This is a genomic window from Salisediminibacterium beveridgei (assembly GCF_001721685.1).
Lineage (GTDB): Bacteria > Bacillota > Bacilli > Bacillales > Salisediminibacteriaceae > Salisediminibacterium > Salisediminibacterium beveridgei.
In genome coordinates this window covers 1260385-1284144 of the sequence record NZ_CP012502.1, presented here as the reverse complement: position 1 = coordinate 1284144, position 23760 = coordinate 1260385, and the positions used below count along the sequence as shown (strand labels likewise).

General features: G+C 45.2%; 24 protein-coding genes. 8 read left to right on the top strand and 16 right to left on the bottom strand.

Annotated features, from left to right (window positions below; translation table 11 throughout):
• Positions 1-44: 44 nt before the first annotated feature.
• From BBEV_RS05840 to BBEV_RS05820, 5 genes are all read right to left on the bottom strand, one after another.
• Positions 45-2120, bottom strand: a complete 2076-nt coding sequence (locus tag BBEV_RS05840) for an EAL domain-containing protein (RefSeq protein ID WP_069364614.1) — start codon at positions 2118-2120, stop codon at positions 45-47.
• Positions 2121-2260: 140 nt separating this feature from the next.
• Entirely contained in the window at positions 2261-3922 is a 1662-nt protein-coding gene (gene hcp / locus BBEV_RS05835; protein ID WP_069364613.1) for a hydroxylamine reductase, read from the bottom strand.
• A 139-nt stretch (positions 3923-4061) separates the two neighbouring features.
• On the bottom strand, positions 4062-5135 hold the full coding sequence (locus BBEV_RS05830) for a J domain-containing protein (protein WP_069364612.1): 1074 nt from the start codon (positions 5133-5135) through the stop codon (positions 4062-4064).
• Positions 5136-5245: 110 nt separating this feature from the next.
• Positions 5246-5785, bottom strand: a complete 540-nt coding sequence (locus BBEV_RS05825; protein WP_069364611.1) for a hypothetical protein — start codon at positions 5783-5785, stop codon at positions 5246-5248.
• 22 nt (positions 5786-5807) lie between these two features.
• Positions 5808-6059: a hypothetical protein gene (locus BBEV_RS05820; protein WP_069364610.1), complete on the bottom strand. Its 252-nt coding sequence runs from the start codon at positions 6057-6059 to the stop codon at positions 5808-5810.
• Positions 6060-6290: 231 nt separating this feature from the next.
• Between BBEV_RS05820 and BBEV_RS05815 the strand changes: the two genes are divergently transcribed.
• Complete coding sequence (locus BBEV_RS05815; protein ID WP_069364609.1) at positions 6291-7157, top strand: DegV family protein; 867 nt, start codon at positions 6291-6293, stop codon at positions 7155-7157.
• Positions 7158-7222: 65 nt separating this feature from the next.
• On the opposite strand, the gene BBEV_RS05810 is transcribed toward BBEV_RS05815, so the two are convergent.
• Positions 7223-8233 carry an MsnO8 family LLM class oxidoreductase gene (locus BBEV_RS05810; protein ID WP_198155070.1) on the bottom strand — a complete coding sequence of 337 codons (1011 nt, stop codon included), beginning with the start codon at positions 8231-8233 and terminating at the stop codon, positions 7223-7225.
• 179 nt (positions 8234-8412) lie between these two features.
• Here BBEV_RS05810 and BBEV_RS05805 point away from each other — a divergent pair, with 179 nt between their 5' ends.
• Complete coding sequence (locus tag BBEV_RS05805; protein WP_069364608.1) at positions 8413-9360, top strand: cation diffusion facilitator family transporter; 948 nt, start codon at positions 8413-8415, stop codon at positions 9358-9360.
• A gap of 5 nt (positions 9361-9365) precedes the next feature.
• On the opposite strand, the gene BBEV_RS05800 is transcribed toward BBEV_RS05805, so the two are convergent.
• Positions 9366-9776 carry an NUDIX domain-containing protein gene (locus BBEV_RS05800; protein WP_069364607.1) on the bottom strand — a complete coding sequence of 137 codons (411 nt, stop codon included), beginning with the start codon at positions 9774-9776 and terminating at the stop codon, positions 9366-9368.
• Between the two features lie 17 nt (positions 9777-9793).
• On the bottom strand, positions 9794-10468 hold the full coding sequence (locus BBEV_RS05795; protein ID WP_069366616.1) for a YwaF family protein: 675 nt from the start codon (positions 10466-10468) through the stop codon (positions 9794-9796).
• A gap of 140 nt (positions 10469-10608) precedes the next feature.
• On the opposite strand from BBEV_RS05795, the gene BBEV_RS05790 reads away from it, so the two are divergent.
• On the top strand, positions 10609-11871 hold the full coding sequence (locus tag BBEV_RS05790; protein WP_069364606.1) for an MBL fold metallo-hydrolase: 1263 nt from the start codon (positions 10609-10611) through the stop codon (positions 11869-11871).
• A 3-nt stretch (positions 11872-11874) separates the two neighbouring features.
• Positions 11875-12147, top strand: a complete 273-nt coding sequence (locus BBEV_RS05785) for a DUF3006 family protein (protein WP_069364605.1) — start codon at positions 11875-11877, stop codon at positions 12145-12147.
• Here the strand turns inward: BBEV_RS05785 and msrB are convergent.
• Entirely contained in the window at positions 12134-13276 is a 1143-nt protein-coding gene (gene msrB, locus BBEV_RS05780) for a peptide-methionine (R)-S-oxide reductase MsrB (RefSeq protein WP_069366615.1), read from the bottom strand. The genes BBEV_RS05785 and msrB overlap by 14 nt on opposite strands.
• A 125-nt stretch (positions 13277-13401) precedes the next feature.
• On the opposite strand from msrB, the gene BBEV_RS05775 reads away from it, so the two are divergent.
• Positions 13402-14319, top strand: coding sequence for an EamA family transporter (locus BBEV_RS05775; RefSeq protein ID WP_069364604.1), 918 nt, complete (start codon positions 13402-13404; stop codon positions 14317-14319).
• A gap of 35 nt (positions 14320-14354) precedes the next feature.
• Here the strand turns inward: BBEV_RS05775 and BBEV_RS17365 are convergent, their stop codons facing one another.
• A complete protein-coding gene (locus tag BBEV_RS17365; protein ID WP_157100926.1) occupies positions 14355-14501 on the bottom strand; it encodes a hypothetical protein in 147 nt (48 codons plus the stop codon).
• A gap of 170 nt (positions 14502-14671) precedes the next feature.
• Between BBEV_RS17365 and BBEV_RS05770 the strand changes: the two genes are divergently transcribed.
• Positions 14672-15274: a hypothetical protein gene (locus tag BBEV_RS05770; RefSeq protein ID WP_069364603.1), complete on the top strand. Its 603-nt coding sequence runs from the start codon at positions 14672-14674 to the stop codon at positions 15272-15274.
• Positions 15275-15345: 71 nt separating this feature from the next.
• On the opposite strand, the gene BBEV_RS05765 is transcribed toward BBEV_RS05770, so the two are convergent.
• Positions 15346-16146, bottom strand: a complete 801-nt coding sequence (locus BBEV_RS05765) for a carbon-nitrogen family hydrolase (protein ID WP_069364602.1) — start codon at positions 16144-16146, stop codon at positions 15346-15348.
• 255 nt (positions 16147-16401) lie between these two features.
• On the opposite strand from BBEV_RS05765, the gene BBEV_RS05760 reads away from it, so the two are divergent.
• Complete coding sequence (locus tag BBEV_RS05760; RefSeq protein ID WP_013173349.1) at positions 16402-16599, top strand: cold-shock protein; 198 nt, start codon at positions 16402-16404, stop codon at positions 16597-16599.
• Between the two features lie 242 nt (positions 16600-16841).
• On the opposite strand, the gene BBEV_RS18005 is transcribed toward BBEV_RS05760, so the two are convergent.
• The 4 genes from BBEV_RS18005 to BBEV_RS05745 form a co-directional block, all read right to left on the bottom strand.
• Positions 16842-17126, bottom strand: a complete 285-nt coding sequence (locus tag BBEV_RS18005) for an iron-sulfur cluster biosynthesis family protein (protein ID WP_084007246.1) — start codon at positions 17124-17126, stop codon at positions 16842-16844.
• Between the two features lie 72 nt (positions 17127-17198).
• Positions 17199-18113 (bottom strand): metal ABC transporter solute-binding protein, Zn/Mn family, encoded by a 915-nt coding sequence (locus tag BBEV_RS05755; protein ID WP_069364601.1) that lies wholly within the window; start codon positions 18111-18113, stop codon positions 17199-17201.
• Between the two features lie 178 nt (positions 18114-18291).
• Complete coding sequence (locus tag BBEV_RS05750; protein WP_069364600.1) at positions 18292-19980, bottom strand: glycoside hydrolase family 13 protein; 1689 nt, start codon at positions 19978-19980, stop codon at positions 18292-18294.
• A gap of 5 nt (positions 19981-19985) precedes the next feature.
• Positions 19986-21026, bottom strand: coding sequence for a LacI family DNA-binding transcriptional regulator (locus tag BBEV_RS05745; protein ID WP_069364599.1), 1041 nt, complete (start codon positions 21024-21026; stop codon positions 19986-19988).
• A 142-nt stretch (positions 21027-21168) separates the two neighbouring features.
• Here BBEV_RS05745 and BBEV_RS05740 point away from each other — a divergent pair, with 142 nt between their 5' ends.
• Positions 21169-23175, top strand: coding sequence for a S9 family peptidase (locus BBEV_RS05740; RefSeq protein WP_069364598.1), 2007 nt, complete (start codon positions 21169-21171; stop codon positions 23173-23175).
• A 247-nt stretch (positions 23176-23422) separates the two neighbouring features.
• On the opposite strand, the gene BBEV_RS05735 is transcribed toward BBEV_RS05740, so the two are convergent.
• Positions 23423-23665, bottom strand: a complete 243-nt coding sequence (locus BBEV_RS05735; RefSeq protein WP_069364597.1) for an HPr family phosphocarrier protein — start codon at positions 23663-23665, stop codon at positions 23423-23425.
• Between the last annotated feature and the right edge of the window lie 95 nt (positions 23666-23760).

The following is a 23760-nucleotide window of genomic DNA, read 5'->3' as shown; positions in this document are numbered from 1 at the left end:
ACTTCCATTTAACGTCATTAAACACAAGTGCAGTCAAAAGCCATCTAAAATCTATGATGAAGACGGAGCGGTTCACTCAGGTTGCCGGTCAGCCAGACCGCTTCAATTTCATTTGCAGGAACCGGTTTTGTGAAATAATAGCCTTGAACTTCATGAACGCCCTCTTCTTTAAGAATCCTGTACTGCTCCTCCGATTCTACCCCTTCAGCAATCGTCGTCAGATTCATTTCATTGGACAGTTGGATCATGGACCGGAGAATTGCTCTGCTTTTCTTATCATAGAAAACATCCGCTATAAACGAGCGGTCAATTTTTATGGTGTGAAAGGGGAGCCGGTTCAGAGTACTCATTGAAGAATAACCCGTGCCAAAATCATCAATCGATAAATACACACCTAAATCCCTTAAGAGATCCAATGTAAAGCAAACTTTTTCGAAATTTTCCATAATAACCGATTCTGTGACCTCAAGTTCGATCTCCTGAGGCAAAAGACGATAATACGCCAGGCGGTCTTTAATCAAGTGTGGCAGAGCGTTTCCCTGAAGCTGTTTAACCGAAATGTTGATGGACATGCGGATCGCTTCTGCTCCTCCATCTTTCCAGGACGCAAGCGTTGCAAAACATTCGTTCAATACAAAAGAGCCGACCTGGTGAATCAATCCCGTTGTTTCTGCAACAGGAATAAATTCATCTGGTCCAATCCACCCTTCGCTTTTATGATACCAGCGCACCAGTGCTTCAAAACTTTTCACCCTGTTGGTTCCTGCTTCCAAAATGGGCTGGTAATGTACCTGAAGCTCGTGATTTTGCAGCGCCCGCCGAAGCTCCTGCTCCAAAAACAGTTTTCGCCGTGAAAGATCATTCATGGATTCATCATAGAAAGACAGCTGACCTTTCCCGCTTCGTTTACTGGCATACATCGCCATCTCCGCTTGTTTCGTGATGTCTTCCACACAGACAGCAACGACTCCTTTGGCATATTCGGTCACACCGATACTTGCATTCAAATAAAAACTCTGTCCGTCAATGACATAAGGACTGGAAAACACAGACTTGCATTTTTCCAAAAGAATGGCCAATTCCTCTTCCTGTTCCCAAGGCGCTATGATCATGAATTCATCACCGCCAACCCGTCCGGTTTCAAACTCCTGCGGTAAAATCCTGACTAACCGTCTTGCTATTTCCCTGATCAGCGTGTCACCTTTGTCATGACCGATGGCGTCATTGATCAATTTAAAATCATCAACATCGATCACAATCACCGCAAGGGAATGGTTCATTGACTTAGCTTTTGTACAACATTGCATCAGCCGGTTCTTCATGTCGCTTCGGTTTGGAAGCGCCGTCAGAGGATCCCGATTTGAAAGATATTCAATCGTTTCCATCTGCTTTTGTTCCGTGGTAATGTCTTTGGAAATCCCGTAAACACCGACAATCTCATGGTCCACAATCATTGGCAGATGAGTGATATCCAATATCTTTCTAACACCCTTTGCATCTAAAACGGTTACTTTATAATCAACGGTACTTCCGTCGAGTGCCACCTGCAGCATTTGCCGGACCATCGGCACATCCTCCGTACTGACCATGGATTGAAATGTTTCATCTTTCAATTCAGCAATTGATCTTCCCAGAAGCCGCTCGCCTGCCGGATTTAACGTGGTGAAATAGCCAAAACGATCCAATTCAAAAATGCCGGCTTTATTGTATTCAAATAAAGAATGGTACCGTTGATTGCTTTGACTCAGTGCCTGGCGCTGTTCTTCCAGTTCTGTGATGTCCCGGGTGATTGCAATAATCATCCTTACCTTCCCCTGTTCATCAAAAACAGGGCTGAGCTTCGTTTCATCCACAAAGTCCTTCGAAGTATCAGTGAATACCACGGTTTCACTTGTCGAACAAACATCGTGATAGGCACTGTTCAAGTACAATGCAGCAGTTTCATCAACCACGTCATCGATGGTTTTCCCCAGCATGTCATCTGAGAACGAAAACCGTCTCTTACTTTCCTGATTTATAAATTCATAGCGGAACTTCCCGTTCTCCATAACCGACATGACAAATACCGCATCATTGATTGTATTGGCAAAAGTCTTATAATTCATTAAGTTCATATTCATGCAGTCTGCTCCTATTCCAGTGTCGTGCAACCGATTTACCTGAGAAGAGTTTATCATACTGTCGACTTGTTTAAAACGGTTTCCTGAAATGAAAACACAGTGAACCCTATTGGGATCCACTGTGCAGAAAAAATGATTGATTATGCGTTCATCATTACATTCAAGTCCGATTCTACATCTGTCATGCCACTGATACCAAAGTTTTCCACCAGTACTTTGGCAACATTCGGAGACAAAAATGCGGGTAACGTTGGTCCAAGTTTGATATCCTTCACACCCAAATGAAGCAAGGCAAGCAAGACAATAACGGCCTTTTGTTCATACCAGGCGATGTTGTATTCAATCGGCAGTTCATTAATATCATTTAGCTCGAAGATTTCTTTGAGCTTCATCGCAACGACTGCCAATGAGTAGGAATCGTTACACTGACCTGCGTCTAACACTCTTGGAATACCACCAATCTCTCCAAGCTGTAATTTATTATAGCGGTACTTCGCACAGCCCGCTGTAAGTATGACTGTATCATTCGGTAACTCCTGAGCGAATTCAGTATAGTAATCCCGGGACTTCATACGGCCATCACAACCTGCCATGACAAAGAACTTTCTGATGGCACCGCTTTTCACTGCATCAACGACTTGATCCGCCAGTTGAGTGACTTGATTGTGGGCAAATCCACCTACAATGCTGCCCTCTTCGATCTGCGTTGGCGCGGGGAAAGTCTTAGCATGTTCAATCAGCTCGGAGAAATCCTTCTGATTGCCATCTCCCCGATCAGGAATGTGCTTAAATCCTGGATAGCCGGTCGATCCCGTTGTATAAATCCGGTCCATGTAATTTGCTTTTGGCGGGACAATACAGTTGGTTGTAAAAAGAACAGCACCATTAAAACTTTCAAATTCTTCTTTTTGCTTCCACCAGGCATTCCCGTAATTTCCTTTGAAATGATCATATCTCTTAAAGGCCGGATAATAGTTCGCCGGCAGCATTTCCGAGTGTGTATAAATATCGACTCCGGAATCCTTCGATTGTTCAAGCAATTCTTCAAAATCTTTCAAATCGTGTCCGCTGACAAGGATCCCGGGACGATCACTGTTTACGCCGATCTGCACTTCTGTCATTTCCGGATGACCATAGCGTGTTGTGTTCGCTTCATCGAGGAGCGCCATCACGTCGACTCCATACTTTCCGGTCTCAAGAACGAACGCTGTCAATTCTTCTCCTGTCATTTCATCATCCTCGGTTACGAGTAATCCTCTTTCGATAAATGCATTGATGTCTGATTTTTCGAAACCGAGGTTCAAAGCATGTTCAGCGTATGCTGCCATTCCCTTCAATCCGAATAACACTAAAGAACGCAGGCTGCGGATATCTTCATTCGGTCCTGCAAGAAGACCAACTCGCTTTTCTTCGGATTTCTCTTCAAATGTATGTCGGTGTCCGCTCCAGGAAGCATAATCAGGTAATAACTGATGTTTCTGAATCAGTCCCTCAACCATTAATTGTCGCTTGATTTCTTCGCGTTTCGTTAAACCTTTTTCGATCTTCGTCATGATTGATTCGTCATCGAAATTTGCATTTGTAATAGTGGTAAACAGGCCATCAAGAACCACTCGATCGGTTTTCGGGTCATTGATCCCGTGTTGACGAGCAATCTGGTTGAAGTAAGCCACGCCTTTCATCGTGTAAATTAATAAATCCTGCAAATTGGCGGTCTCGCTCGTTTTACCACAGACACCTGCCATTGCGTCACAACCGACATTTCTCAGCGCTTCTTGACATTGATTACAAAACATACTCATAATAAATTTCCTCCTTGAATGATCAGTATTGAACTAATTCAAATGATAGTGCATCCACTATTTTTCAGAGGTGATGCATATCACAATGAGAAAGCATTCACAAAATTGTCATAAAAAAATAACCACCCACTAAGGGTGATTATTCTTCAAGCGCCAGATTACCGCCTGAATTATCAAAGGAAGATACGACACCATCCGAGAAGGTGACTGTGGATTGTCCATACGTCCACGTTTCGCCTCTTAACGCATTTGGTGCGCCCATTGCTCCGGCAACTTCTTCTTCCGAACTGCCTTCACTGAACGTATCCACATTGGCCGCTCCCGTAATCTGAACTGGAAGACTTCCATCTACATCTGACCAGCCTGTTACATTCCCATCTTCAATGGTAATGGTTGAACGACCATAACGGTGATAAGGGTCGTTAATCTCATCAGGGGATCCAAGGATATCCTGTATATCATCAATACTCGCACCTCTGCCAAAGGTTTCCCCAGTCCCATTATCAGTGTCATTATCAGCCACTGATTCAGCTTCCTCTTCAGCTGCTGCAAGATCTTCTTCCAGATTATTTATTTCGTCAAGTAAAACGTCATTCTCAGTCTCAAGACTGGATATTTCTTCTGCCATAATGGTTAACTCTTCCTCAAGCCGCACGACTTCAGAAGTGAATTGTTCAAGTTCTTCTTCAAGCTCCCGGTTCTCTTCTTCCAAATCATCAATCCGGTTGACCCGTTCCTCTTCTTGCGTTCTGACATTCTGAACTTCCTGCTGGGCATCTGATACCTCCGTAATGCCCATCGCAAATAAAATAACAATCAGGAGATTCAATACCAGGGATGCTATACCGACTTTTTTCCAGCCGCTCCATTCGGGAAACAAAGGTTTCGGTTTTTGTTGCCGCTGATTACGCCAATCCGTTTCATCATGCATCACCGGGTCATCATCCGGTGTTTCATCTTCCTGGCTTTGATGCTCATCATCACTGAAGCCCCAATCTTCATTTACATGAACATAAGCCTCATCATAGCTCTGCCGTTCTTCAGGATCTGAAAGTACATCAAAGGCTTCTTGAATATCATCATAGACCTCCTGATAACCGCCTCTTTCAGGATCCACTTCCTGAATCTTTTCATTGTAGGCTTCACGTATGGCATGTGCCGATGCATCCGCGTCGACACCGAGAATTTGATAGTAATCTTTGAATTGCTCCATACGGATCCCTCCATTCGATGTACCTATTATAACCTTTTTATTGCAAAAAGAAAAATCCTGCTCTGAAAAAAGAATTCAGAACAGGAGCAGAAAGAGCCGATGGTTTCGATTCATTTTGTAATTTGGTCAGCGATCTCACTGATGGCCATGTCTTCAGTCAGCAGATATTCTCCGGTACGAATGGACATAACCAGTTCTTCGTCTTCGATGTACTGCCTGAATTCTGATGAGGAGTTCACCACCTCGGCACGTTCAAGAATTTCACCGATTTCCCCGGCTGTCATTCCTTGAGTGACAACAAGATACAGAACTTGTGCAGAGGCATCAACCTTCTCCGCTTCCTGATCCTTTCGTTCCTCGAGTTCAGTCTCAAGATCCGCAATCTCCTCATTCAATGATTGATTTTTTTCGTCTGCGGCCAGCAGCATTTCCTCGACGACCGAATGTTCCGCAATCAGTTCCTGATACTCTTCCCACTTTTCATCCGTAAATTGATCTCCATGATCCGAGGCAACTGATTCAGCATCGTCTGATACAGCTTGATCCTTTGCATCTGTTGGTTCTTCGTCTCCTGCTAATACAGAAGGAATGAAGAGAGCAGTGGCCAGAATAATGCCTGTCCCCAATCCTTTAAGTTGATCTTTTGTCACAACGCTGCCTCCATTTAGTATGTTATTGTGCGACGGTTTCCTGCTTATTTTCTGCGTATTTTAATTGCTCCTGTAACATCATTTCTTTTGTTTTGAGCTGTTCAATCTCGTGTTGCATGTCATCAACCCGCTTGTTTGTGCGTTCAAGTTCCTGCATCAGTGATATTGAGAAGTTTTCCATTTTGTGATCTGTATCTTCTCCGGAATCCTTTTTCATTATGCCATACCCAATCAATCCAATCCCAATGGTCAGCATGATGTATACCACAATCATATCTTATTCCTCCTTCAGTTTCATGTTCCAACATTATATATAACATATTTCAGCATGGTTCAACATCTCTTCAGACAAAATAAGCCGTAAGGACGATATAAGATCCTCCGATATGAGAGATCCGTACAAAGTATCACGTCATGTCAAAAGAAGTGACACCTGTCACTATATGTAGATGACAATAATCTCTATACTGAAATGAAGACTAATTGTGAAGAGAGTGGTGAAACGATGTCAGAGAAGAAAATCGCTTGGATAACAGACAGCACAGCATACGTAACACAGGAAATGAAAGATCATCCCGACGTTTATGTCATCCCATTGTATATCACGTTTGGAGAAGAGCAGTTTCAGGACGGTGTCGAACTCAGTACGGACGAGTTATACAAACGCATTCGTGAGAATAAAGAACTCCCAAAAACTTCCCAACCCCCGGCAGGCGAATTTGCCAAACTTTATGAACAATTGAAACAAGACTATGATGAGGCAGTTGCCGTTCACGTATCCAGTGAAATCAGCGGAACCATCGGCAGTGCAAACCAAGGAAAAGAAATGGCTGAATTCCCGGTTACGGTCGTGGACTCACTTTCAATGTCTTATGCGATCACAACACTGATCAATAAAGGATTGACCCTTCAAAAAACCGGAAAAAATGCCGAAGAAATCGGTGAAATATTGACGACTGAGGCAAAAAAATCAGAAAACTATGTCCTTCTCGGAAGTCTCGAACAATTCTATAAAGGTGGCCGCATGTCCGGCACGCAGTATCTTCTCGGGAATCTTCTGAAGGTAAAACCGATCATTCAAATCAATAATGAAGGGAAGTTCCATCTCTTCCAAAAAGTACGGTCTGAAAAAAAAGCGACCAAACGATTAATCGAACTGTTCCAAGAAGCGATGAGCAAATACAAAATCGACTCCGTTCATGTGATGCACGGCAATGTCGCTCAACGTGCCGAAGAGGTCAAAGGACTCATTCATGAGGTGTACCCTGAGATGAACGTCATTACAGGTGAAATCAGTTCCACCATTGCCGCACATGCCGGTGAAGGTACAATCGCTGTCATATGGCATAACGAAAACAAACCGGTTTCTTAAAACACTGATATAAACGAAAACACAGCTCCCAGGATTTAAATGATCCTGAGGAGCTGTTTTGTATGCTAATCATGGTTTCGATGGTACTCGCGATGACTCGACATGAGCGACTCGTAGGATTGATACCGCTCCTGATGGGAGCTGAGGTGCGTAATGACCATGACTTCATCCACGCCAGCGCGGCAGCACATGGCGTTGAGTTCTTCGTGGATCCTTTCAGCCGACCCAATAAAGCGCTGATTCCTTAATCTGGTCATGATTTCCTCATCCGCCACCGTATCTTCCTCAGGTGCGCTATGTCCAACCGCTTCGGCGATCCCGGCTGCCTGGTTCTTTTCCCTTTGTAAAGAAGCTTTCAGGACCGGTTCAGCCAATTCCTCGGTGAGCTGCTCGGTCTTCGCGCAAATGGCAGATACCGTAATAATTGAATGATGCTCTCCGGGGTAAAAACCGTTCGCCTGCAAGGCTGACCTGTATTCGGTCATCGCCTCTGCCGGATCAAGATCACTCATGAAATGGGCAAAGGCATAGGACAAACCTCTCTCCCCTGCCATGCGGGCACTCTTCAAGCTCGTTCCCAAAATCCATAGTTCGGGTTTTTCATCAGGTACCGGAGCTGCCCTTAATCCATTTTCTGCCGTTCCATCCAAATAGCCTCTCAACTCATCAACGAGTTCCGGCATACTGTACACTCTTTTCAAAAACTCCCCGCTCAATGCTTCAGACGTCTGGGCGTTCCCGCCTGGTGCACGTCCAACACCGATATCAATCCTCCCTGGATTCAAGCTTGCCAAGGCATGATGGACTTCGGCCACCTTGTAGGGACTGTAATGAGGTAACAATATCGCCCCGCTCCCTAGACGGATCGATCCAGTTGCCTGGCCGACAGCTGCGAGAAGCACTTCCGGTACAGAACCTGAAAGGCCGGCTAAATCGTGATGTTCTGTTGCCCAGTAACGATAATAGCCCAACTGTTCACAAGCTTTCGCCAGAGAAACTGATGAACGAAGTGCCGCAGCGTCGGACTGTCCTTTTAAAATCGGGGATGAATCAAGAAGACTTAATGTTTTCAGCACGGATCGTTCCACCTTTCAATTGCCAGTGATCTGACAGATTTATTAGCCTCGTTCAACATCATTGTAAGTCTGTAAATCACTTAGTATGTCGCAACAACGTTTCTGTAGACCCACACAGAAGGCCTTTGCTATGATTAGTATAACCTGATTCGTCATGAACAGGAAAGGAGATGGACAGGATGGAAGACCGGTTTAAAAAAGCGTCATTTGCTACATGGCTCGGCATTATTGCAAATGCGGTCCTGGCAGTCATGAAAGGCATTACCGGCTGGCTTTCCGGCAGTCGGGCATTAATCGCCGATGCTGCCCACTCCGCTTCGGATGTGGTTGGATCCATCGCCGTCCTCGCCGGTCTCAAAACAGCTCAGAAGCCGCCTGACAAAGATCATCCTTATGGTCACGGCAAAGCAGAAAACATCGCGACCATCATTGTTGCTATCTTATTAGTTGTTGTCGGAATTGAAATCGCCATCTCATCTGCAGGTGCTTTTTTCGGTGGTGTCACCCGGGCACCGGGGATGATGGCTCTTGTTGTAATTATCTTTTCCCTGATCGTTAAAGAATGTTTATACCATTACAAATACCGCCTGGCCAAAAAAATAAACAGTTCCGCATTAATGGCAGAAGCCTGGCATCACCGTTCAGACTCCATTTCATCGATGGCCGCTCTCGTCGGTATCGGCGGTGCCATGGCCGGACAGGCATCAGGTCTTCCCATTCTCTTCTATCTCGATCCACTCGCGGGTATCGTAGTCTCACTGCTTGTTATTCGTGTAGGCATCAAGCTGGCAAAAGAATCCAGTCAAATTATGCTTGAACAAGTCCTGTCCGATGAGGAGACGAAGCCTATGGCAGAAGCCGTTCAAAAAGTGGACGGTGTCATCCGCGTAGATGAACTCCTGGCGAGAACACACGGTCATTATATGATCGTGGATATTAAAGTCAGTGTGGAACCGTCTATCACTGTCGAAGACGGACATACCATTTCAAAACAGGTCAAGAAATGCCTCACTAAGGAATTTCAATCCATTCAAAATGTCTTCGTGCACATTAACCCTTACAGGACTGACGACGATCGGAAAGTCGTCGACATCAACGATCAAAAAACCATCCAAGAGAGAGCTTGAGTATTTCAGGCTCTCTCTTTGATTTGTTCAAACACGCCGTGTTCTAAAAATGCCTTGCGAATATCTTTTGGCATAATCTGAATAAATGTCCGCTCATCAACCCATTCAAACGCATCGTGCTCATCTGATAGTTCGACCTGAGCCGATGCTGCGGTACCTGAGTATGTCAACACAAGGTAGGGCAAGTCATTTTCCACTGACACAAGCGTTGCGTAAAGCAGTCTACCCGGAACAATGCTCAGCCCCGTCTCTTCAAAGACTTCTCTGACTAAAGCAGCTTCCAGATCTTCTCCAACATCGACCTTCCCACCGGGACATTCCCATTTTGCATACTTGCCGGTTCGATGTACGACCAGCCCTTTGCCTTGATACACTGCATAAGCTTTCACAACGATTTTTGCTTGAAGGACACTCACCAGCGTTCACCTGCCAATCATGTTGATGATTTCTTGCCAAAAATGAACCATAATACACTGCAAAATAGTAACGCCACACCCTGCATACCGAGTATATACCATGGATGTGGGCCCAGAAAATCAAGTAAACTTCCACCTGAAGGCTTCTCCATCAAAAACCAGTAGTTTCCATCGAGACGGAGGTTGATCCAGTAGATGAAAGGCAACAGGATATTTAAAAACAATAATGCTTTCCAAATGCTGTGGATTGTAATGCTATAGCCTCTGATCCAGATGAAGTAAAACGCCACCCAGATCACTGCAATGTGTGAAAGAAAAAAGTGAATATAACGGAAATGCGGGAAACCATAAAACAGCACAGGGGTGAATACCGCCTGCAAAGCGCCGGCAATGCCCACCATAAACATAATTTCAACGAGGTGTCGATTACGTTTGATCAACAGGAAGATCATTAACAGAACACTGATGCTTGACAGTTCAATCGGCAATCCGCTCGAAACCGACCACACATCCATTCTGACAAGCCATGTGTAATATGCCACTTCAAATAAGAGTAAGAAAATCGCTGAACTGATTTCAATCATTCTCACCTTTTTCTCAGGAAGTGACTGAAACCAGTGACGATACAGATACAAATAAAAAATACCGAAAAATGTGATCACAATGGCAGCCAGGTGATCTATTCCAAACATCTCAAAAGGATAATCTGACGAAGATCCTGTCACGAAACCCACGCTGGACGAACCCCTTTCTTCTCATTCGTTGGTCGTTGCATCCTTTTCAATTCCCCTGCATACTGTGATTATACCATGACCGAAGGATGTGTTGCCCAATGAAGCAGGTAATTACTGCGTTAACTGTCATTTTTACGTTGAGCGCTTGTGGAACTGAAGATCCACCCCAAAGCAACGAAACTGCTTCTGACCCTGCCGAAAACAAAGCTGAGCAAAATACAAACACGCAAAACGACGAGCCGGATAACGGCGTCCCGTCAGATGAAAATCATACCAATGATCAGAACGAAGACAGCAGCGCTGCGGGTGATTCTGCTTCCGGAACACTTGAGGTTCACTTTATTGATGCCGGGCAGGCAGATGCCACCTTGTTTTTGCATGAGGAAGGCGACGACCAATTCAGCATTCTGTATGATACAGGGGACTGGAGACAGACGGATGTCGTGTCCTATTTGCATGATGAAGATCTCGAGGGAATCGACATCCTCATCGGCAGTCATCCTCATGCTGACCACATCGGGCAAATGGATATCATCTTAAACGAATTTGATGTATCCGAAGTCTGGATGTCAGGAGATGACCATACAAGTGCTACTTACGAGCGTGTTCTCGATGCAATAGAAAACACCGATGCCGTTTACGATGAACCGCGTGCAGGAGATGCTTTTGAAGTTGGAGATCTGGTTATTGATATCATTCACCCCGAAACGCTCACCGGTGATCTGCATGAAGGCTCGTTAAGCATGCGTCTCAGCTTCGGTGAACACAGTTTCGTATTGACAGGTGATGCAGAGATTGAATCGGAACAGGAAATCATCGACCGTTATCCCGAGCTGTCATCCACAGTTCTCCATTTAGGACACCACGGTTCACACACGTCTACTTCTGAAGATTTTCTGAACGCTGTTGCACCCGAGTTCGCAATCATTTCGGCAGGAGCGGATAACAGTTTCGGCCATCCGCACAGTGAAGTAGTGGATCGCATCCAGAAACACAATATGAAGACCTATGGTACTTATGTACATGGAACCATTCTCGTATACTCCGATGGTGAAATGCTTGAAATTGAGACAGAACAAACCGGTGAAATCACGCCTGGTACCCGGGAAGATTCAAGTGACCCGGAAGGCGATGACAGTGGTTCCTCCGTTACGGTACCAGATGGCGACTGTGTCGATATTAATTCGGCATCCCACGAAGAACTGCAGGCGATTATGCATATCGGTGAAGGCCGTGCCGGGGATCTGATCGAACAAAGACCATACGATCAGGTCAACCAGCTGACACGGATTCATGGCATTGGTGAGGGCCGGATACGTGATATTCAAGACGAGGGGATCGCCTGTGTTGAGGAGGAATGACCGATGAAAAAAAAAGCTGTGATTGACCGCGTGGAAGATGGAATCATCGTCTTACTGTTTGAGGAAGACGGACGGGAAGAACATTTACAGGCCGATGACTGGCTCAATGACAGTCTGACTGCAGGGAACATTGTAGAAGTAACTTTGAATAATGACAAACGAATTGAACACATGCACCCTCTTCACAAAGAGACATCCAGCCGTTTCAAACGCGTCGCTGATAAAAGAAAACGGCTTGCCGGGCGTTCACCCGGCAGCCGTTTTAAGAAGAAGTAACTTCATCGATATAATCTTCGTATCCTTCTTCCTCCATATCTTCCAGAGGAATGAAGCGAAGTGCTGCGGAATTCATGCAATAACGCAGTCCGGTTGGTTCCGGCCCATCTTCAAACACGTGACCCAAGTGTGAATCACCATAACGGCTCCGGATCTCTGTTCGAACCACCAAGAGTTTGCGGTCTTCTTCTTCTAAAATGTAATGCTCATCAATCGGCTGTGTAAAACTCGGCCAGCCTGTTTCTGAATCGTATTGGTCCCGTGAGCTGAACAACGGTTCTCCAGAGACCACATCGACGTAGATCCCGTCTTCATAGTGGTCCCAATACGCATTCCGGTATGCGGGCTCTGTTCCATCGAGCTGAGTGACTTCATACTGGATTGGCATCAGCATCTCTTCCAACTCCTCGTCCGTATAGTCAACGGCGTACTTTGAGTCGGCAGGGTCGTATGACGTTGGTTCATAATTGCGTTCATCGCCCCAGTATTCATCCAGAAAACTGTCCCTTCCGGAAGCTGCGCGATAGGCTTGATAGCGAACGGGATTCTCCTGATAGAATTTCTGATGATACTCTTCTGCTTTGTAAAACGCTTCTGCTTCTAAAACAGGCGTGATGACAGGTTCATTGAACCGCCCGGATTCTTCAAGATCCCGCTTCGAGGCTTCAGCCAAATCCCTTTGTTCACCGTTATGATAAAAGATTGCTGTACTGTATTGATGACCCCGGTCGACGAATTGTCCATCTGCATCTGTCGGATCGATTTGGCGCCAGAAAATTTGCAATAAATCCTCATAAGCGATGCGATCCGGATCAAAACGTACCTGTACCGCTTCCACATGATCGGTATTACCGGATGCCACGTCTTCATATGCGGGGTATTCTTCCTGGCCGCCAGTGTAGCCGGAGTATACTTCCATGACACCTTCTACACCGTCAAAAGGCGGCTCCATGCACCAGAAGCAGCCCCCGGCAAAAGTTGCCAATGCTTCCTCATCGGTGACAGGAGATACAGAAGCCACACTCCCGGATGATTTATTAAAAGTGGCATCATATGCAATTTGTCCCACCGGAATCAACAAAACGATTACGACCGCTGCAATTGCCACCTGAATCCATCTTTTTTTCATGCGGATAACCACCTTTTCCATGTTGTTTAACTCATTATAAACCTTCAAAACTCAGAATGAAATGAAAAGGCTTTACCTATGGAAGATCCTGCCTTAAGATGAAAGAAGATGTGAGGTGACATGACGTGAGTAAAAAAACTGCATACATAATGGTTATGACTGGCGCAGCATTGTGGGGGACGATCGGCCTTTTTGTCCAGCAGCTTTATGCACTCGGGTTTACCCCCTGGGAAACGGTAGGTATCCGGCTCAGCTTTTCTGCGATATTGATCGTGTTGTTTCTTCTTTTGTATAAGCCCGGACTACTTATAATCAATATCCGGCATCTCCCCTATTTTGTTGGGACAGGTGTCATCAGCATCGCTTTTTTTAATTATTTCTTTTTTACGGTCATCAGTGAAGCAAACTTATCACTGGCTGTCGTCTTGCTTTATACAGGGCCGGTTTTTGTGACCATTTTATCCCGGATTTTCTTCAAAGAACCATTTACCGGTGCCAAGGGTCTGGCGCTTATTCTGATGCTTGCCGGTTGTGCATTGACGGTGGAGTTTCTCCCCTCTGGCAATGTTCCTGATGGTTGGGGCATTGTTCTGTTCGGTTTCCTCTCAGGGTTTTTCTATGCGCTCTACAGCATCTTTGGCAAATCCATCAGTCGCCACTATCACAGTTTGACGATTACTGCTTATTCCATGATCACAGGTTCCATCTTTTTGCTAACCACAAGCAGTCTGCTGGTGGAACCTGGCCGCCTCCTGCAAACGGGTGTTTTAATCAATGGCGGATCGATGGCGCTGTTCTCCACAGTCCTTGCCTATGTGTTTTATACATTTGGACTTACTTATGTCGAATCGAGTCGTGCCTCTATTCTTTCCATCATTGAACCTGCTGTAGCAATTGTCATCGGTGTTGCCGTTTTTCAGGACAACCTGAACAGCTGGCAGTTTCTTGGCTTTATTCTTGTGATCCTTTCTGTTGCAGTTACTGTTTACCGCAGAAGTACACCTGTTGAAAGAGCAGCCATAAAAAAAGTGTCGTCGTCCTGAATGGACAGCGACACTTTTTTATGTGTTCCACGTTCTTAAAAAAACAAATAAGTGGCTTGATACTCCTGGTCCTTGATGCGGATCTGTTCCTTGTCCTCGTCTTTCACCATCATTTCCTCTGTTTGCATCCGTTGCATGTCCGAAAGAAAATCGTTAAGATTTGCCTCTTGTCGGTTGTTCATAATCAAGCCCTCCCTTTTGTTTTATAACAGAATTTATTCTATAGATGTATACTATAACAGAGGAGGAGAGATGTCAACACAAAAAAAGAAAAATCCTCTGATTTGCATTTTTATATGCAAATGTTTTTTAAAAAGCCGATATATAAGAAAACAATAAGGAGATGACAACCGTGGAAATGACAAAGGTGTCCACAACCGTTGTCCAGTTACCCCAGTCAGCCAATGCAAAAGCCGCTCAGAATCGAAGCGATACTTCCGCAGTGATCAAACAGAAACAATCATCTGAAGTCTATACGCCATCCGAACGTCCACCTGTCAAAGAAATGACTGAAGAAGAGCGGAACGAATACATTGACGAACTGAGACAGAAATCCGAATACCATTTTGAATCATTAAAGAATCTCGTCCGGAAAATGCTCGAAAAACAAGGGAACACATTTCAGGATATCCATGATGGAAAAATCGACTGGGAGACTTTCGAGGTGGACGACGAAACGAGAGCAGAAGCCGCGGCCGCTATTGCAGATAACGGCCCCTATGGTGCAGAAGCGACTAGTAACCGGATTGTTAACTTTGCTGTCGCCTTATCTGGTGGAAACCCTGATAAACTGGCTATTCTTCGCGATGCCATAAATGATGGGTTCAGTGCCGTAAAAGATATTTTTGGGGACCTTCCTGAAGTATCCGAACGAACTTATACCCTGGTTCATGATAAACTCGATGCCTGGGAGAAAGAACAAAGAGGAGAATTCTTAGAAGGAAACATTTCATAAGACCAATTGAACCCCATGACCAGTTCATTTTAACTGATCACGGGGTTCTTGATGTTTACTATTTATTTTGATTAATCCAGCCAGGAAGTGTACATTTCCGGACGACGGTCATCAAACACGGCGATTCGCTGTCTGATCGCCTCGACTTCGTCTAAGTCAATCTCCTTAATCAGCACCTCTTCCAAGTAGGTGTCACCTTCACGCAGCACCTGGCCCCATGGATCAATCACCAGCGAGTGCCCGCCGAATTCATTTTTCGGATCAGACCCGACCCGATTACTGGCGATCACGTAACATTGATTCTCTATCGCCCTGCTGATTAAAAGCGTGCGCCAGTGGTCGACTCTTGCCAACGGCCATTCTGCTACTGTAAAAAGAACTTTAGATCCATTCAATACATGCGTCCGAATCCATTCCGGAAAGCGGATGTCGTAACAGATGAAGCCGCTGCAAGGGACCCCTTCCAATGTGAATTGGCCATTCGTCTCTCCTTCTGACAAGTATTTCTCTTCGTTCATCAGTCGGAACAAATGAATCTTTCTGTATTCTTTTTGAATGGATCCATCCCGGTCAATTACCAGCATCTGATTGTAATAGTGTCCGTTTTCTTCAAAGGCAATCGATCCGCCAACGACCATCGAGTGATACGACAGGGCCAGCTCTTGCAAAAACGCAATATCTCCATTTTGATGCTTCTGACATAATTCCGGAAGACTAGCGAGATCATAGCCGGTGGACCAGAGTTCCGGCAATACAATCACATCCACATCACCAAAGTTCTGATCAGCCAAAAGAGAGTGAATCTTTTCCCTGTTTTTGACCGGATCTCCATACGTAACATCCATCTGGACGATAGCCACACGCCATTTCATCTTGATCCCTCCAATCAAATACATTCCTTTCTAAATCCTCGCACGCTTTTTAATTTTGGTCAAATTTTTTTGGACTTTTTTTAAATTAGGGGTTTCTTTTTATTCGATTTTCCATTATAGTTGTACTTAGCTGTTTGATGTTCGGATAAATTTCAAGATCAGAAAGACTTTTTAACAAGGATTCCTCTTGAACGTTTAAATGAAGAGCTCAATGGTAATAAAACGTGGCAAAAAGCCACACAGGAGGATTTATTCATGACACAAGGTACAGTAAAATGGTTTAACGCAGAAAAAGGTTTCGGTTTCATCGAGGTAGAAGGACAGGACGACGTATTCGTACACTTCTCCGCGATCCAAGGCGAAGGCTTCAAAACACTTGAAGAAGGCCAAGCCGTTACTTTTGACATCGAGCAAGGTCAGCGTGGACCACAAGCTGCCAACGTGCAAAAGTAATGAATAAAAAAGACCCCATTCGTTGGGGTCTTTTTTCTTTGTCCTTTATAGAAATGTTTAAGTATGCCAAATAAATGAAGTCTAAGTGCAACGAAGGCTTTCGTCATAAACTTGGCGACATGTCAAGTTTTCGTATCCATTTTGGATCGCCCATCCGGTTATTGGCATAAAAAAAAGTGGTCAGAACCCTATTGGATTCTGACCTCTTTTTTCGTCGATTTCATAGGCTGTTTTACCTGCGATCAGCAACAGTCACTTTCATTACCGGTCATGACGAGTCCGCTTCCCTGCGGGGTTTCCTGGAAGTCCAGGGCCATGTTGCCGGTCTGTCCGTGTACATGCTGTTCGAATGCAACTTTAATCCCATTGATCTCTTCAACAATATCAGTCTTTGACGGCTCATCCAGAGCCAGTCCTAATTGTGGGCCGCCTCAGCCCATGCCTGCAACGTACACTTTAATGTTCGCTGCACCATTCTCGTCCAGAATGTTCTGGATGTAACCTTTAGCTTTGTCTGTAATATTCATAGTCTCACCTCTCCATTTTTATACCTATAAGGGTATAGTAACATGGCCATTACCCTCTTGCAACCATATTACTTACTGATTCATCAATCCGTCAACAAATACTTCTGTATTGTGACGCATCATATCCACATAAGTTTCCGCTCCTGAACCATCCATTCCAACCGCGTCAGTATACACTTCGCCCGCGATGTTCACTCCTGTATCCTCTGAAACAGTCTCTATATAGCGGCTGTCAACGGTTGTTTCCACAAAGAGAGAAGGGATGTCCCGGTCTCTCACCAGATCGATTATCGCATTAATCTGTCCAGACGTGCCCTCTTCACCGGAATTGATTTCCCAGATACCTGCAGTTTCAAAGTCGTAGGCTTCCCCGTAATATTTGAAGGCATTTTCACTGACAACGATGATCCGGTTTTCTTCAGGGATCCCCTCAACTTGTTCTTTAATCCATTCATCCAATTCGTTGATCTCCTGGATATAGGTCTCGGCATTTTCTGCGAAAATCTCCTTATGATCCGGGAAGCGTTCGCTTAAATCCGCCAGGACATTCTCTGCATAAATCTCTATATTTGCAGGATCCAGCCATGCATGTGGATCGGCTCCGCTCTCACCTTCCAGCGGAATTTCGGTTACCCCCTCTGATAAGGATTTAACCGGCGTTTCACCTGTATTTTCGATTAATCGTTCGAGCCACTCTTCAAGGCCTAACCCATTGGTATAAAAAACAGATGAATCACTGACCTTCCGAAAGTCAGATGGAACAGGTTCATATTCATGAGGTTCTTCCCCGATCGGCACCAGATAGTCCACTTCTCCACTATCACCAAGAACGCCGTCAATCACATCTGCCAGGATCGAAAAACTGGTCGTTACAAAAATGCCAGCATCGTTTTCTGAAGCAGCATTTTCTTCATTATTTTGATCATTACCACACGCAGCCAGCAACGCTACCGATAAAAATGCCAGCATTAATTTAACCTTGCCCATATTAATTACCTCCATCTATAAATGTTTACCTTGTGCAACTTTATAAATGTATCGTACCTTAAAGGTTACTGGGTGTCAACATAAAAAACACCCCCAGAAGTTAGATTTGGTGGTCTAACTTTTGGGGGGGGCGGTTCATATAGTTCACACCCGGTTTTTTCTATCTTTCATAATTGAATCAATCTGTTATCCGGTATACTCTTGCCTCATAAGGTCGAAGGGTAAACTCATTCGCCGATATCTCTTCAACTTGATAATTACTGATCAACATGTCCCGATTTTTTTGCACAAATTCTTCAGGCAGCGCTGCCTTCGGTTGTCCGTCGTAGAAGTTCAGAAACACCAGGAGCACCTCCCCTTGGTATTCACGCTGATAAGCAACGATTTCTTCGTGATCATTGTACAGACTATCAAAGCTGCCATAAACGATGCTTTCATGTTTATGACGCAGGTCAATCAGTTTGCGGTAGTAATGAAAAATTGATTGCGGTTCAGCAACTGCCGCTTCAGCATTGACTTCCTGATAGTTCGGATTCACCTGAATCCAGGGTGTCCCCCCGGTAAAGCCGGCATGTGAAGAATCGTTCCACTGAACCGGCGTTCTGGCGTTGTCCCGCCCTTTTACGTGAATCTTATGCATCAGCTCCTCTTGCGGCACCCCTTCAGCACGTTTCTCCCGATACATATTCAACGTTTCAATGTCCTGATAGTCCTCAATGGAATCAAACTGAACGTTTGTCATACCGAATTCTTCGCCTTGATAGATGAAAGGCGTTCCTTTCATCATGTGCAGCATTGTAGCCAGCATTTTTGCAGATTCTACCCGGTATTTCCCGTCATCACCAAAACGGGAAACCATCCTGGGCTGGTCGTGATTGTTCATGTACAGGCTGTTCCAGCCCTCGTTCTCCAGTCCCTTTTGCCATTTCACAAGATTGTCTCTCAAGTCTTTCAGCTTCAGAGGTTTCAGATCCCATTTCCCTTCCGGACCTGAATCGAGATCCATATGTTCAAATTGGAATACCATATTCAATTCCTGGTTGTCTTCTTTCGTATAGTCCACCGCTTCAGCCACATCAACTCCCGGCATTTCACCAACCGTCATCACATCATAATCCGCCAGTGCCCGCTGATGCATTTCGTGCAGGAATTCATGAATCCGCGGCCCGTTCATGAAATAGTCGCCTCCAGGAACATATTTCTTACCTTGCGGGTTCGGTGCGTCCGGTAAGCCCGGCACCTTGGAAATAAAATTAATGACATCCATGCGGAATCCATCGATGCCTTTGTCAAGCCACCAGCGCATCATATCATAAACCTCTGAGCGAACTATTGGATTTTCCCAATTCAAGTCCGGCTGTTTCTTCGAGAACAGATGAAGGTAATATTCCCCGGTCGTCTCATCATAATCCCAAACAGAGCCACTGAACGCAGATTCCCAGTTATTCGGTTCACTTCCGTCCTGTTTTCCTTTACGCCAGATATAATAATCACGGTAGTCATTGTTCTTTGACTTTCGGGATTCGAGAAACCATGCGTGTTCATCAGAAGTATGGTTTACCACGAGATCCATAATGATTTTAATGCCTCGGTCATGGGCCTCTTTCAGCATAGTTTCCCAGTCTGTCATCGTACCGAATTCATCCATGATATCCCTGTAATCACTGATATCATAGCCGTTATCATCATTCGGAGACTGATACACCGGAGACAGCCAGATGACATCGACCCCGAGTTTTTTCAAGTAATCAAGCTTCTCGATAATGCCCGGGATGTCACCGATTCCGTCATTGTTTGAGTCGTTAAAACTTCTCGGATAAATCTGATAGACAACACTTTCTTTCCACCATCGTTTTGATTGTTCCATTCTTTTCACACCTCTCGATTGATTCTTTTGATTGTCTCACGCAGCTTCAGTTGATGAAGCATGGTTGTACTTAATGAGTGGGGTGTCTCTGTCTGTTTAAAATCGTATTCTTCATGTTCTCTCAGCTTTAATAATTGTTCCACCGCTCTCCCCCCCATGGCATCAAGGGGCTGACTGATGGTCGTCAGCGGTGGAATCGCCATGACGGCGGCTTTTGTATTGTCATACCCCAATACAGAAACATCTTCCGGAACTGACAGTCCAGCAGTCCAGCAGGCAGACAAAACACCGATGGCCGTTTCATCGCTGACAGTAGCGACGGCTGTAAACGGGTCACCTGAAGCAAGAAATGCATGCAAGCCATCAACGCCACTTTCAAACTGATAGTTTCCATAATAGATGAGCAGTTCATTGACAGGAATAGTTGCATCTGCCATCGCTCTGCGAAATCCACGATCACGAGGTCCACCTGCAATCGCATCGTTGTTTTCTCCACCGATAAAGGCAATCTCCCGATGCCCCTGATCAATCAGATACGTCGTCCCATCGTACATTGCCTGTTCATCATCCACTTTCACATAAGGAAAATTCATCCTCAAGGAGCGGGTGGCGACAAGTATGACGGGAACCTTCATATCCATCAGAAGATCTTCCTGGGGAGGGGTTAATTCATCACTGATATAAATCACGCCATCCACCTGTTTTTCCCGAAAAACCTGCAGATCCTTCAGGGCGTGTCCTTCATTTACTTGAGTGTGACTGACAAATACGCTGAAACCCCTCCTTCTTGCTTCTTTATCAATCCCCTCAAGAAGTTTTGCTGAAAAAAGTCCAGACACTTTCGGCATAATCACACCAATTGTTTTGGTTTCCCGACCCACAAGACCTCTTGCAAGCGCGTTTGGCGTATACCCAAGCTGCTTGATGGCAGCCAGAACGTTCTGCTCTGTCATTTTGCCGTATCCCGCTTGTTTATTGATAATGCGGGATACGGTTGCAATGGAGACGCCTGCCTCTTTTGCAACATCCTTGATCGTAACCGTCATCACACACCTCCGTTACGTAAACGTTTACTCTCACCGATCTTATCATGACCCGAAAACGTTTACAAATTATTTTTATTTCGATTCCCGTTTTGTTACACTGTAATCGAAACACAAGCCGTTTCAATACAAGGAGGCGTCCACCATGGATAATCATAAAAAACCAGTAAACGAGACCGATTTAAAAAAGCTGCGAATTCTCGCAGATCCAATCCTGGATGATGATACAGGAAATACATATTTTCTTGAGACCATCATCACCAGCGACAATCAGTATGCTACACACTTATACAAAAAGGCCCGTCATTCAGAAGATGCAGTCGCTATGACAAGCGGTCCAAGAAGTATTAAACAGCCGCGTCTGTCTCCGAATCAAAAAACAATCCTTTACCTGCGAAAACCGGAGTCAAAGAAAGAGCCGCAGCTCTTCTTTCAACCCCTTCAAGGAGGCGAAGGGAAACAGATCACCGAGGTCCCTGGAGGAATACACGGTGCAGAGTGGAGCCGAAGCGGGAAACAGATTCTCTTGACCTTGAGAGGTGAAGTCGGTGAACAGGGAGACCAGCTCAACGCCTTTACTGAAAAGAAAGAGGAGCCATCCGATGAACTGAAAAAACCTTACATCGCGACGCGAATTGACTATAAAACAGATGCAAGAGGCTTCGATGACGGGATGCATTTGCAAACGGCACTGATCGATTTGGCCACCCATTCGATCAGGATCCTGACACCACATGATGCAGATTATCAATTCCAGGATTACTGCGAAGAACAGGAATCACTTCTTGTGACAGCAAACCTGGGAACAGATACCGAGGTCCGATCTGATCTTTATGAGATCCGTATGGATAACGGCAGCTATACAATGGATTATCTGGCAGAGGGTTTGACCGTCCAGCAGGCAAGATATTTGAATAATAGCGGTGAAATGGTGCTTCTCGCTCATGATAAAGCATACCTGGGTGCCACCCATTCTGACTTATACCGCTATGACTCCAACAATCAGAAAGCATCCAATGTCACAAAAACTTTTGATTGTCCAATTGGTGATCAGATGATTGCAGATATACGATTCGGTGATTCCTCAAGAAGGTTTACCGTTGATTCAGAACGCGAAATCGTTTTTACACTCGTCAGTAATCAGGGAGAGACTCAGCTTTATCAGTTCGATCTGAGTGGAACCAAGGAGCCTTTGCCCCTGACACACGGCCAGCATCACGTTTATAATTTTTATCTGTCAGACGCCGAAGCACTCGTCGCTGTGAGTAACCCGGTTTCTCCTGGAGAACTGTACATGGTTCCGTTAACAGGCTCCGGTCAACTCAAACCGGTTACGTATCAAAATCAATCCTGGTTGGACAATACAAGTTGCTTGGATATGGAAGAAGTCCGGATTCGCTCTACAGACGGCAAGGAAATTCAAGGTTGGGTTATCGGGGCAGCAGCGTCCATGCAGAATGGCTCACTCCCTGCTATCCTCGAAATCCACGGCGGTCCGCATGCGATGTATGGGTATAGTTTCTTTCATGAACTGCAGCTTCTTGCACAAGAGGGCTATGCCATCATGCTGGCAAACCCAAGAGGCAGCCATGGGTATGGTCAGGAGCATGTCAATGCGGTTCGAGGCGATTATGGCGGTATGGATTATGAGGATCTCATGTGCTTTGTGGACGGTTGTCTCGAGCGTTATCCACAAATCGATTCCGAAAGGCTCGGAGTTACCGGCGGCAGCTACGGCGGGTTTATGACTAACTGGATCATTGCGCATACCGACCGTTTCAAAGCAGCCGCAACGCTCAGATCAATCTGTAACTGGACCAGTTTTTTCGGGGTGTCCGATATCGGCTATTTCTTTACTGAGTGGGAGATCGGTGACGATCTCTTCAGCAACCCGGACAAACTGTGGCATCATTCCCCTCTCCGCCTCGCTGCACATATGAATACACCGCTGTTAATCCTTCATGGCGAAAAGGACCTGCGGTGCCCAATTGAACAGGCGGAACAGCTGTTTTCAGCACTCCGGTTTCAGGACAAAGACGTTCGTTTTGTAAGAATGCCCGATGCCAACCACGAGCTTTCGAGAAGTGGTCCTCCGGAACTGAGAGAATCACGTCTGGTAGAATTGAGAGAGTGGTTTAACAGCAAACTTTAATTTGGTTGAATGGAAAATCAATGAAGAAAATCTGACTTGTCGCCATAGGGCTGGCGACAAGTCTTTGTTACACTGATACGTCATTTCTTCAGCCAACTTAAACCTTCTTGTGATGAATAAAGAAAACTTGGCTTCTCGCCAAGCTTACATCGCAAAAGCCTTAGTTCCCTTTTTACTTCAATCCTTTAGCGAACGTAAACATTCCTAAGAAGTATAAAAAAAGCTGCCCCTGACGGGGCGGCTTTTTTTATTTGAACAAACCTTCTTTTTTCAAGGCTTCCACGAATGAAGGATTCACTTCTGCTCCTTCAAACTCCAACTCCACTTCGTCACCTGGCTGCAAAGCCAATGCCAGAAGGCCGAGAAGACTTTTCCCATCAATGACCCAATGGTCTTTCTTGATCAGAATTTTTTCTTCATGTTTTGCTGCTTCATTTACAAGAATACTGGCTGTTTCACCAAAGACTGGTCTTGCGACTGTTAATTTCATCAATCGTTCACCTCCAACAGGGATTGATTTCATTATATAGAAAATTTACTGATCTTCCAAGTCTCACCTTGAAATGGCACATCAAAAAGCCTGAT